The sequence below is a fragment of the Gardnerella swidsinskii genome (assembly GCF_023277705.1).
Lineage (GTDB): Bacteria > Actinomycetota > Actinomycetes > Actinomycetales > Bifidobacteriaceae > Bifidobacterium > Bifidobacterium swidsinskii.
The window spans coordinates 650158-662863 of sequence record NZ_CP083176.1; the positions used below are offsets into that span (position 1 = coordinate 650158).

Consider the following 12706-nt stretch of genomic DNA (forward strand, 5'->3'; position numbering starts at 1 on the left):
TGTTATTAACATACCCCCCCCCCGTTCGAAAAAGTCAAGAGCAGACGCACAACTCATTAACAGAAAACATTTATATTTTTACGGAAATATTTCAGTCAAACTATTTTTAAAAGTAAAAAATACAGTATTACGCATTATTTTTCGTAAAAATGTCAATTTCAAGGTTTTTAAAGATTTTTCTCAGAAAACTCTCAGAAAACTCCTGAATACTCCCCCAACCAGCCGCAAAACCGTTGCAATATAGCCACTCTTGCGCGACACGCCGCGCACGACCACGCGCCCTCAACCTCTCCAGTCACCTATTCATTACCAACACAGTTTGCGTACTGCACCAGCAACGCTAATCGCAATTACTCGTTACTAACGCAGAAACGCAGTAACAAAAAACGCTGAAAACATGACTCAAAAGAGCACATTTTCAGCGTTTATAAGTTTTAAACTTAATTTACTACGTACCAGCCATGCTTTCGCATAAGCTACGCAAGCAATAAATCAGGCAGCAATGCTGGCGATATCAACTGGAACACCAGGAGCCATCGTAGAAGTCACAGTTACCTTAGTAATGTAACGACCCTTGATGGTGCTTGGCTTCAAGCGGCGGATTTCGTCTGCGACAGCCTTGAAGTTCTCTTCAAGAGCCTTAGCATCGAAGGAGAGCTTGCCGAAGAGGAAGGACAGGTTGCCCTGGCGATCCACGCGGAACTCAATCTTACCGCCCTTAATGTCAGCAACAGCCTTGGCTACATCCATAGTCACGGTGCCAGTCTTTGGGTTTGGCATCAAGCTACGAGGACCGAGAACACGACCCAAGCGGCCAACCTTACCCATCATGTCTGGGGTTGCAACAACTGCATCGAAGTCAAGGAAGCCACCGGCAACCTTTTCGATCAATTCGTCATCACCAACGATGTCGGCGCCAGCTTCCTGAGCCTCAGTAGCCTTTGGGCCACGAGCAAACACCAAAACCTTAGCGGTTTTACCGGTGCCGTTTGGCAAGTTCACAACGCCACGAACCAACTGATCAGCCTTGCGAGGATCCACATTAAGGCGCATAACAGCCTCAACGGACTCGTCGAAAGCGTGCTTTGGCATGCTCTGCAACAAAGCAATTGCTTCAGCTGGGGTGTACAGGTTATTGCGGTCGATCTTCTCAGCCGCTTCACGATACTTCTTAGAACGCTTAGCCATTTCTACACTCCCTTTCAGTCGGTAACGGTAATACCCATCGAGCGAGCGGTGCCCGCGATGATCTTCATACCGGCCTCGACGTCACGTGCGGAGAGGTCAGGCATCTTAATTTCGGCGATTTCGCGCACCTGAGCCTTGGTCACAGAACCAACCTTGTGAGTCAATGGATTCTCGGTGCCCTTCTGAATGCCAGCAGCCTTAAGCAACAAAGCAGCGGCTGGTGGGGTCTTCAAAATGAAGGTGAAGGAACGATCTTCATAAACGGTGATCTCTACTGGGACAATCTGCCCCATCTTGTCCTTCGTCTGGTCGTTATAGGCCTTGCAGAAGTCCATGATGTTCACGCCGTGGGAGCCTAATGCTGGACCCAGTGGTGGGGCTGGATTTGCCTTACCAGCCTGAATCTCGAGCTTAATAAGCGCGGAGACTTTCTTTTTCGGAGCCATAATATGGTTCTTCTTTCTTGTACAAGCGGTTCAAACGGTTGTTGCAAACGCTGATATAGTCGCTTCTTACAGAAGTAAAGCACTTACGAAACGTTGCTATAAAGCTGTTTTGCAGCTTCCTCCCGCATCTTGTATTGCTGTGCTGTGCTAGCGGATTCCTCCTCCAGTCACAAGCCTTCCTATTATGCCACATCTTCGCGACACGCTGCATTACGAAATCTGCAACTATTTTTACGCAGCTACTTTTGCGCAACTATCTTTGCGCAGCTATCTCAGTAGACAATTCGTTAAGTATAGCGTTTCTAGTCCACGCACTCACAGTCATTTTTCTGCGCTTTGCATCGGCTTCGATTAAATGCCAAACGGTATCACTTAACCTAACAGTACGCGGTTTCAACGGCTGAGTTTCATCTTCCTAAGCTCTTCCAGCAAACTCTGTAATAGTGGCACCAGGAAAATTATCTTCTGCCTCCTCAGCCCACTTATCAACAATATCGTCAGTAATAACGAACCCATTTTCCGCAGTATACGTATTCTTACTCATCTCGCATCCCTTATCTCTTGTAAAAATCCCTTTGTAAGACGATTCGCATGAATTATAAGTATTGCGTTGTTTTCAAGCTACCATATCATGCTTTACTTCTATGCTCTTAATACAAACTCCACAAATCTCGAGCAACGCTATAACTAACTCAGAGCAAATAAGAGAACAAGAGAATATCACATTTACTTAAGCAAATTATGAACTGAATAGTACTCTTTCAAAGAATCCTTAGTAATTTTTTGAACGCATATTGCCGAACTATTAGTAGCATCATAAGCATTCTTCCATGGATCCTCACGATGTGTCATAGCACTCAAATCACTACCAGAACACTCAGCAAACTTTTTGCACACTTTTTCCACAAGAAGCTTTTGACCATCTGTTAAAGAATCATCATTCAACTTATCAGTGCTAGGAAGCACAAACTCCCCTTTACGAATCAAAAACTTACCGCGATGCAATGCGAATAATTCTGGGCAAACAGGACCATTTCTCCATGCCTGAAAATCCTCGTTAAATAATGGATATCCAGTAGTAGCCAAAGAATACGCTTGCGAATAGTAAGCTAACTTCTGACGCTTCATAGTAGTAATAGTTCCAGCAATATCAAGGATGTACGATGCCACGTTAAAGATTGTTGTCATACGCACCTCCCTTTGCGCAACTACATTTGCGCAACAGCAAAAGTTGGAAGTCTACTTCCAAGTTGAGCGCAAAACACTAGAACATTATAAAATGTTAAAACTCTAACTCAGGATTCTTTAACAACTCATCAAACATCGCATGATACAAGCGCAAATTCAAAGACTCTATTCGCGTAATAGTCGAAATTTTGCCGCCAGCATCTTTCGACGAAGCGCCACAAACGTAAACAGCCTCATCATCCGTTCCATAATCTATAACCACATACCTATCGTGATACTTTCTGCCAGCAGTCTTAAACTTCAAATCAACACCAGGACAATCGCTTACAAAATCACCCAACATGCTTTCCGTAAGCATATTCTTGCTCCTAGCGTTATCACTAAAAACTACGATTTCAACCCCTTCACCAGCAAACCGTAATAGTTCCAATGTTTTAAGACCAATATAATTATCAACAACGTAAATGCTTTTCTTAGCTGATTTATATATTTTGCAATACGCAAGATCCGCTTCTATTTTATTGCCGTCCATAAGAAGAAAATGTTTATACGAATCTGGATTAATAAAATTATCCATTACCTTATTAAAATCTTCCTTCGTTGCCATTTGAGATTTTATTTCCGCTATATCATTAGTATTCTGATTCGTTTGAATCGCAAGCTTAGCTAATTCCTTCGCGCCAATAAAATCCTTATTTTCAACAATATAATCCTTCATTTGCTTAAAGGTTCTAATAAGCGCTTTCGACTGAATTATGGCAAGTTCGCCTCTTAACACAGTCATGAGCATATAAATACCTTGCTCCGTAAAAGCATATGGAAGCTTTCTGCGACCACCCCAACTTGATGTAGAATTTTTCGACATCAAGTTTTTGAACTCATCAGCAGTTAGCTGAAACATAAAGTCATCATCAAACTTTTCTATGTTATTTTTTACCTGCTCGTTGAATCTTGCCGTAGTATACCCATATATTTCAGCAAGCTCAAAATCAAGCATGACTTTTTGATTACGAATGTTGTAGATTTTCTCTTTTATTGTTTCAGCGTCTATTATCATTCCAACAGACGCGTTTTTAGAGTCAGCGATAATTAGATTTTTATTCCCCTCTACCATAAGATCACTCCTAAAAAATGTGCGTAAAACCTAGCGCTGTACAACAAAAACTACATTTCTAACACAAAACCCATGAATCGCAAGCAATCAGGGTTATTCCCAAAAATCAATCACAAGCCATAAAACATCTAACAACTAGCAAAACTAGCATGCATCAGCGCATAAATATAATTCTATAAGATTCCACAAATAAAAAGCAACAAAAAAATCGGTTTTAATACAAACGCACAGCACATTTATGTAGTGCGCTTGTACCTGATTTACGGCATGTCATGCCAAATCAGCCAAACGGCTAAGCCGTGAGGAATAAGTGCACTACATAGCAGCGCGAAGGCAGGTCGGAACGCTACACCAATCCACACATATAAAGTGGTAATATTACGAGATTCAAATCTTTTCTAACGCTAAGCTGTTTAGGAGCAAATACATAACTAGTTCCAATTCTTTTTGAAAACTTGTTCTTAAATTTATCAAGAGAAACTGTTTTAAACACATTCCCAGATTTAACTTCAATAGGAGATATACGCATTTTGCCAGCAGAATCCTGAAAAGCTTTAGAAATCAAAAAATCTATTTCCATAGTATTTTCCGAATTTTCTTTGTCTCTATTTGAATAGAAGAATAGGCGATGTCCAGATGCTATTAGCTGTTGCGCAACAACGTTTTCAACTAGCATTCCTTCATTAATTGAGATTTTTCCAAATAAAATTTCTTTATACAGATCATTAGACGCAATACTACTATCTGAAAGTATCATAGAAGTCAACAAACCGGTATCAGCCATATAACATTTTACTAACGCATCATCTGCATTAAGATTCAATCCCACATTTGGATCTGTAGATTTGTAGCAATTATTTGTAATACTCGCATCCGAAAGCCAAAAAAACGCATCCTTATAGTCACGCATACGAGCATTCTTACCTAAGGAAGTAATCCTATATCTTTTTTCATGTCTGGAAAGCTGTGCTGGTATTCCATCAAACACAGACATAACTTTCATTTCATAACCTTTTGCAAACTTTGCAGCATCCTGCCTATAGAGCGAAAGAATACGACGCTTAACCCTATCTACTCGAGCAAAATCTCTCGAATCAACATATTCATTTACAGACTGCGGCATGCCACCAACTAGCATATATTCTCTAAAAAGTCGCATCGCTTTTTTATGTAAAACATCTGGCAAAGGATTTAACTCATCAAATGAATCTTTAATAACTTTCGATAGATTTTCTTCTCCAAAAGCCCACAAAAATTCTTCAAAATCAAGAGGATACATGCGTTCTTCTTGTTCTTCAGATGGAATCAATATTGTTTCAACATTGTGTTTAATAGACAATAACGAGCCAGTCTCTATATAGTCGTATCTGCCATCTGCAACTAGTTGTTTTACAAATTCTCTAGCCTGTGGGAAAAATTGCACTTCGTCAAAAACCATTACCGATTCACGGTTATAAAGTTTCACACCATATAGTGCAGATATGTATGTAAAGAAAGTGCTTAAATCTGAACGATAATCTTCAAATAGCCGAAGCGCATCTTTTGATGCTTGCGAAAAATCAATAAGAATATAAGACTTGTATTCGTTTCTTGCAAACTCTTCAACTATAGTACTTTTCCCAACTCTTCGAGCACCTGTTACTAAAAGCGCTGTTGAACCGCGATCAGCATTCTTCCAATCGAGCATTTTTTGATAAAATTTTCGCCTTAACATATAACACCACTCTTAATTACCACAAAACCGTTGAAAATACTATTGTTTTATAGTATATATTTCACGAAAATCAATGTCAATTTATGCTAAATTTTCACGAAATCAGGGGTAAATATATGCCGAATTTTCACGAAAATCAAGGTGTTATTTCTCTAAATCTTCGCGACACGCTGCATTACAGCAATTCTAAGCAGTTATATGTTTGGCATGAGCAAGTGAAGCAGCACGGCGGTGGCGCTTGCGAACCGCGGCAATAATCATCGTCGTAAGAATCACAGCGCAACCAATAAGCGCGAGCACAAACATCGTCATCCAAAGCGGCCACTGCAACTTATCGCCCGGCGCGGAAACAGGATCCGGCAGCACGCGATAGCCTGTCACCAGCAATCTCTGCGTATTAACACCATACGGCGTACACGTAAGCAGCGTCGCCAGATCACGCCCATTCTCGCGTTGAAGCAACCTAATATCATGCGGATCGACCACGCTAATGCGGAATACCCTGTAACGCAGCGTCTCCCCCTGCACGTCAAAGTAGAAGAAATCACCCTTCTTCAACTCCACTAAATCATCAAACATGGTCGCATTTGGCAAACCCGTATGCGCCGTCACAACAGCGTGACGCGTTTTACCCCCAACCGGCAAATCTGTGCCATACAAGTGTCCAGCGCCATACGCCAAAACCTCCTGCGAACTACCGTGGTAAATCGGCAGCTTAACGCCAATCTTCGGGATTTTCACAATACCCATAATCCCCATCGGCTCATCCAGCTGCTTCGCATACTCCTTATACTCCGGCGTCTTCATATAATCCGTCGTGCCATCGTACGGATCAGCCGTAATAATCGACTTGTGGCGCGCATTATAACGACGAGCCGCGTTCAAAATCTTCTCTCTAGCGCTCGCAGTCTGCTTACGACTCAGCCGATCATAAGCTACAGAAATCTCCTTCGACACCTTGTTATTCCACAACGTTGACGCAATCGGGTACGTGAAGCACAGAATCGCTGCAAGCGCGAGAACGATTGGCTCTAAAATACGGCGGAGTTTGGATTTGGGTTTTTTAGCGGGTTTTGTTGCAGTTGCGGAGGCTGCGGTTTGCGTTGCTGTGGAGGCTGGTGTTGTTTCGGTTGCAGAAGCGACGGGTTTTGCTTTGAGTTGCTTGAAGAAAGCATATACTTTAACAACAGCGTCGTTTAATTTCATGCTTCTTCCTTGTAACGTTTATACACGTAAATTTTGTTTCAAATTACGCGTGAAAACACACGTTTTTAGAGCAAGTGAGTCTAGGATTTAGTTCAGTAAACCCTAGACTCACACTTTGCTATTAGACTACAAGACCAGCTTTAGAAAGCGGATCAAGCGTTCTGCTGCTGTTCCTCTTCTTTGCGATTGCGCATGTAGAGGAACACGCTTGCTGCAATCAAGCCCATGCCAGCAAGCGCAAACAGAATCACGCCAGCAGCACCAGTTGCAGGAAGATTGAACCAGAACTTGTTACCGCCTTTTTCACCATGCAATGGAATGTTAGGGAATTTCAAAGTATCAGGATTATCGTTGGTAGTTGTATCCTTAACAGTTATTTCCTTAACCACAGGAGACAAAGCAAATCCTTCAGGAGCCTTAACCTCAACAACGTACAGCGTTGAACCAGCTTCAGCCTTGTAAGGATTAGAGAATTTACCGCCTTCAACAGTAGTTTCATCAAATGCAGAAGCGGCCTTGCAAGGACTATCTTTCGCATCTACTGCTGTATTTTCCTTAAGAGACTTGGTGCACAAATCTGCTTTACCTTTGTCGGTAAATATCTTGAATTCAGCACCAGAAAGCTTTTTACTCTCATCTTCAGAATTGTACTTATCAACCTGCAAATAACCAAACTTGACTGTAGGCTTACTGCCATCAACATTAGGAATTATAGGATTCGGTGCAGTAGTACCCTCATCATGAGCTGGGAAGAAGCCAGACTTATTAGTAATAGTCTTATCTGTAGTAGAATCCTTGAAGGCTTTACTTATGTCAAACGCAAGCTCAACCTCAACTTGAGGAGCCTCAGATCCAGCAGCAACGTTATTCAACTTAGAAGCAATTTTCTTCAAACCTGCTTCAGTGAACTTCACAAGAATGCGAGTGTGACCAGCAGCAAGACCTTTAGTATCTCCAGCTGTAGCAATCTCAGCATTATCAGAATTAGCCTTTGCAGTAACGGTGTAGTCGTTGTTCTCACCCTTAGTAAGGGTAGAATCACTACCTGTACCGAACTTTACAGACTGCACAGCAGCATCAAGTCCCTTATTAGGTTCTGTAAACGCTGAGGTTGGAGCATCATCGAACACAGCGTAATCCTTGAGATTCTTCTCAGTCAAATCCTTGTCAATCTTAGTCTTGTTCACCTTTGCGGTAATTGTGTAGTAAATTTTATCTTTTACACCAGCAAAAATGTGAGATTTATCAACATTCTTCTTAATTGCAGAAGAAAGATCAATATTCTTTGGCTTAACTACAGGATTATACTCATACACAGTTGTGGTCTTGCCATTATCAGTCTTCTGTTCAATCAAAGGCAAAGTCATGTAGAAACTACTGAAATCGTAAGCACCATAACCATCAGGAACCTTCTCAACAATCTTATACAAACCAACAGAAAGATTATTAAGTGTAGACTTACCATCCTTGTCTGTAGCAGTCATATTGTGCACATCAGTTCCAGTTCCAAGAGTTACAACTCCAGCTTCTTCCGGATGAGCGTTTAGCTTAGAAACAATACCAGCAATCTTCTGCCAAGAATCATACTGAGCAAGATTCAAAGTAACATCATTAGTTCCTTCCTTAATGGATGCAACTTTAGTTACAGTGAAACTAACATCTTTAAGAGGTTCAAAACCAGCAGGGCAAGATGTATCTTGCGTTTTGCCTGTCTCATTAGATGCGGACGCATTAGCAGTACTAGACGAAGCAACGGTAGTAGTAGTTGTAGAGACATCCTTTTTCTTGCACTTAACAATAGTTAAACTACCGCTTTCCGGAGCACCAGTCTCCCACGGAGCCTTAGAACCCTTTTTAACAGAAGGTTGTGGAAGAACCGGCTTACCACCAGCCCACGCAACTCCAGCCACAGTTACAGCGCCGGCGACGCACAGCGTGCCAGCCATCGCAAGCGACGCAACTGCCGCCACGAATTTATTAGTGAACTTTTTCATGTTCACTCCTTTCGTAATGCCGTTTTACGGCAAGTAGAGAATTAGTTTGCATTGATAATGCTCTTGACGAGTAAAGTTTTAAAATTTTTGGCATTTACCTTGTGTTATCACGCTCCCGAATCCCGAAAGACTGCGCAATAAAACAATACGCAATAAAACAATGCGCGAAACAGGAAGGCTTGATACGCAAATGCGTACGTAGTCGCCTTATGCGAAGCACAGCGAGTAAATGCATATACAACTGCTTCATACGTGATTGCATAAGCCTCGCCGCCTTCCAAAAATTAATTTGCGAGCGCACTCACTTTGACTTACCACGAAGCCAGCCGCCAGCAGATTTACCAACAGAGCGGCAAGAATACCAAACTGCAAATTCCAACTCTGACCGCCCGTATTCGGCAAAGTAAAATTACTCGCCAAGTGAATATTGAACGTAAAAGCAGCAAAATCCTTCTTTTCTTTAAAAGACGCTGGAGTAGCAGTTAGCGCAGAGCTTATTGAATCAGGCGTTAAGCTGCCTTTTAGACCATCAAACTTAGTAAGAGCATCAGGCTTCAGCGCAAACACAACGCACTGGTAATCGCCAACCTTAGTCGGCTTTATGCTCACTTCCATAGAAGCTTGAGACGCAATCTTATCCGCAGTACATTCGTTATCGCCTTTTCCTGCTTTATTGCATCTAGTTTGATCCTTATCCCCAGGCACACTCAACCCAAGCTCGTCAAGATTTCTGCTCCAAGTATTGTATTCAAGAGACTTATTCTTCTTCTCGCCCTTCGAGCACAGCACGCGCAACGTAATCTTATTCGTGCTATCCGCCGCAGAAGTAGCATCAACAAACGGCTTAAAACTCATGCCGAGTATCGCAGAAATATTGTTATTGCTGCTAGACAATGCCGCCGGCAACGAACCATCGCTGGTTTTAAACGGATACACTTTCAGCGTAAGATCATTATCACTAATTTTTGGCTTTGGCTTATCTCCAAACTGGATTATTACAGTCTTATAATCCCAGTCAACGCCTTTCGCAATAGATGTTTTATTGTCCCACTTATCTTCAACAATGTTTCGTTCTGGATTATCGAACAATAACTTCATATCTTTATTAGTTTTGACTCTTTTGCCAAACTCTTTTGCCAATTTAGACGATTGTGGCTCTTTATGAGTTGATAAGTCTTGTTTTAAGTCAACATCCTTAATAGCAAACACTTTGCACTCAAAAGTGCCAGCCTTCGTAGGCGTGCCACTAATCCAGCTTTGAGAGCGCTCAGTATAATCATCATTCTCATACACAGCAGAATTCTCTGCATTTTCATCAGGTCGATTCTGATTTTCCATATGCTTGAACTGCTGCGTACTAAAGCTCAAACCATTAACACTGTCTGACGTATAACTATCAGCATTATCACCACTACCCTCTTTATGGCAAATCATATGGTGATAGATAGAACCAGGCTTAGCTTCCGACTGCGAATCAATAAAAAGCTTATTATTAATAGAATCGTAAGTATCTTTCTTATCAGTACTGTCAGTAGTACTGCCGTCAGTACCTCCGCTAGGAGCTGAACCTTTAGACTTTGGTTTTATAATAATTTTATTACCACTTACCGCAACACCATCCTGCGCATTCCCAAAATCGTATAAGCTAGGCGACAAATCACCGGGATGAGCCTTAGGTAAATCCTTTTCATCAAGTTTCTCCCTAATGCTCTTAGATCTGGATTTAGAACCATCTGGATAATGTATTACAAACTTAAACTTATACGTCTTAGCTGCCATCCATTTGCTTACAAAAAAACGTATAGAACCATCGCTATTAGACACACCATACGTAGATTTAACAGTATAACTGCCACTGTTATCCTTGAAAAAAGCATACTTCACAGAATCATCACTTTTAACATACTCTTCCAACCCAAGCCAAACGCCATCAGGTAATGTTTGCTGCACTTTACCTGCAACTTTTATTTTTGGAGTAAGAATCTGAGGAACCCTATTATAAGGCTCACTATCAGTACCTTTAATAATTAACTCACTATTATAAGTAATGCTGTAGCATTTTTCAGGAGTCTTATACCTTTTATTATTCTTACACGCTTCCGGAAGTTCAGGCTTTTCATTCACACTTCTGTCAGTGCCTTTAACAGCTTCCGCAGAATCAGCAGCTTTATTTTTAGCATCTTTAACGTTTTTCTTTACAGCAGTCTCAGCTAACTTAGGCTTATCGACACCATTGTTGTTAGCATTATGCTGCTTCTCAAAAAGCTTCGATTCCTTATTATCTTTATTTAAAGTACTTGAAGTATCAGTATTTTTCTTATTAGGCTCAGTAGTATTATTAGATTCACTCTGCTTAGTCTGCTTATTCGATTCACCATCGTTTTTAGTAGAACCAGCCTTCGCACCCTCAGCCTTCTCAGTAGAAGTAGCACTTTCGCCAGCACTCAACGCATAAGTTGGAGCAATCACAAAAGTAGCAAGCAACATTGTAATTGCCACGAAAAAAGCAAATAACGAACGGCGAATTGAGCGCACTAGTCGAAGGAAACGGCTAAATATATGCGAATTAAACATATACACCTACCTTCTAATTCGCCCTCTTATATCATAATGTCGTTATTACAACGGCACTGAAAAACTCGAATTCTCGCTAAAATTCTCTGCTAAAAACGCTCTTCTCAAACACTCAGCACTATACCCCCCCCCCACGCCTATTTGCAAGCCAAACTAAATATTTGGAAATATTTATTATTTACATTGATAAAAGCACTGTAATTGCAAGAAAATTTAGGATTATTTCCCTATTTTACGGCGTGTCGCGGTAAATAAACAAAACTAAGCAAAAGCAAGCAAAGCAAAAAACAAAAAATAAACAAAACAAAAAAAACCGGAGTGCAATACGCACCCCGGTCTATAAAATCTACAAAAGCTAGCTACAAAAGCCTAGGCTTTCAGCTCAAACAATCGGCTCCACTTGGTTGAATCCAAGCTCCACAGGAGTTTCACGTCCAAAGATGGAAACCAACACCGTAAGCTTCTGAGTTGTAGGCTCCACATCCGAAACCACAGCTGCCATCGTTGAGAATGGACCGTCGGTAACTGTTACCTGATCGCCAACCTTGTAAGCAACCTCAACCTTACGCTTACGTGCTGCAGCCGGCTTATCGCCAGCATTCTTCAAAGCTTCAGAAGCAATCATCGGAGCCATCATTGACACAACTTCTTTGCGGCTCAATGGTGCAGGCTCTCTAGAAGGACCAACGAAACCAGTCACGCCCTCAGTCTCGCGCACAATACGGCGAGCGTTCTCATCCGGCCACATGCGAATCAACACATAGCCTGGCACACGCACGCGAGTAATAACCTTCTTACCCTTTTCCGTATGCTTCTCGACTTCTTCCATAGGAACTTCAATCTGGAAAATCTTATCTTCCAAACCAAAGTTCTGCACGCGGGATTCGACGTTAGTTTTCACGCGCTTTTCGTAACCAGAATACGTGTGAAGAACGTACCACTTGCCTTCCAAAGTGCGAAGTTTCTTAGAAAATTCTGCTACAGCGATTGCGCCGGCATCAGTTGGGTCAGCTTCGTTCGCATCGTCAGCATCAGTAGTTTCATCAGCATCGCTAGTTTCGTCAGTTTCGTTAGAAACATCAGCAACACTGTCAGCAGCAGCGCCATCAGCTACATCAGCTGCAACATCAGCAGATTCCTCATCCACATCAGCTTCAACAGACTCGCTAGAAGCAGCAGCTTCATCATTCACAGCTGACTCGTTTGCTTCGTCAGCATCATGAGAAGCAAAAGCCTCATCAGCTTCACTCGCTTCTTCGAAATTGAATTCATCAGTCATCTT

The 12706-nt window shown here is 41.8% G+C and carries 10 protein-coding genes; all 10 read right to left on the reverse strand.

The features are described from left to right. Nucleotides 1-492 precede the first annotated feature (492 nt). Nucleotides 493-1188 (reverse strand): 50S ribosomal protein L1, encoded by a 696-nt coding sequence (gene rplA, locus K9E37_RS02475; protein ID WP_004106273.1) that lies wholly within the window; start codon nucleotides 1186-1188, stop codon nucleotides 493-495. Between the two features lie 14 nt (nucleotides 1189-1202). Beyond that, a complete protein-coding gene (gene rplK, locus K9E37_RS02480) occupies nucleotides 1203-1634 on the reverse strand; it encodes a 50S ribosomal protein L11 (protein ID WP_004118588.1) in 432 nt (143 codons plus the stop codon). Between the two features lie 415 nt (nucleotides 1635-2049). Beyond that, nucleotides 2050-2178, reverse strand: coding sequence for a hypothetical protein (locus K9E37_RS06445; RefSeq protein ID WP_004109178.1), 129 nt, complete (start codon nucleotides 2176-2178; stop codon nucleotides 2050-2052). Between the two features lie 182 nt (nucleotides 2179-2360). Further along, a complete protein-coding gene (locus tag K9E37_RS02485) occupies nucleotides 2361-2822 on the reverse strand; it encodes a Panacea domain-containing protein (protein WP_116994980.1) in 462 nt (153 codons plus the stop codon). A 94-nt stretch (nucleotides 2823-2916) separates the two neighbouring features. Continuing rightward, complete coding sequence (locus K9E37_RS02490; protein WP_012914476.1) at nucleotides 2917-3936, reverse strand: ORF6N domain-containing protein; 1020 nt, start codon at nucleotides 3934-3936, stop codon at nucleotides 2917-2919. A gap of 346 nt (nucleotides 3937-4282) precedes the next feature. Then, complete coding sequence (locus K9E37_RS02495) at nucleotides 4283-5650, reverse strand: ATP-binding protein (protein ID WP_033888488.1); 1368 nt, start codon at nucleotides 5648-5650, stop codon at nucleotides 4283-4285. Between the two features lie 186 nt (nucleotides 5651-5836). After that, complete coding sequence (locus K9E37_RS02500) at nucleotides 5837-6856, reverse strand: class C sortase (protein ID WP_102703256.1); 1020 nt, start codon at nucleotides 6854-6856, stop codon at nucleotides 5837-5839. A 152-nt stretch (nucleotides 6857-7008) separates the two neighbouring features. Further along, on the reverse strand, nucleotides 7009-8850 hold the full coding sequence (locus tag K9E37_RS02505) for a SpaH/EbpB family LPXTG-anchored major pilin (RefSeq protein WP_248893522.1): 1842 nt from the start codon (nucleotides 8848-8850) through the stop codon (nucleotides 7009-7011). Between the two features lie 246 nt (nucleotides 8851-9096). After that, nucleotides 9097-11424 (reverse strand): hypothetical protein, encoded by a 2328-nt coding sequence (locus K9E37_RS02510; RefSeq protein WP_116994981.1) that lies wholly within the window; start codon nucleotides 11422-11424, stop codon nucleotides 9097-9099. A 382-nt stretch (nucleotides 11425-11806) separates the two neighbouring features. Then, nucleotides 11807-12703 (reverse strand): transcription termination/antitermination protein NusG, encoded by an 897-nt coding sequence (gene nusG, locus K9E37_RS02515; RefSeq protein WP_004109157.1) that lies wholly within the window; start codon nucleotides 12701-12703, stop codon nucleotides 11807-11809. Nucleotides 12704-12706: the final 3 nt, after the last annotated feature.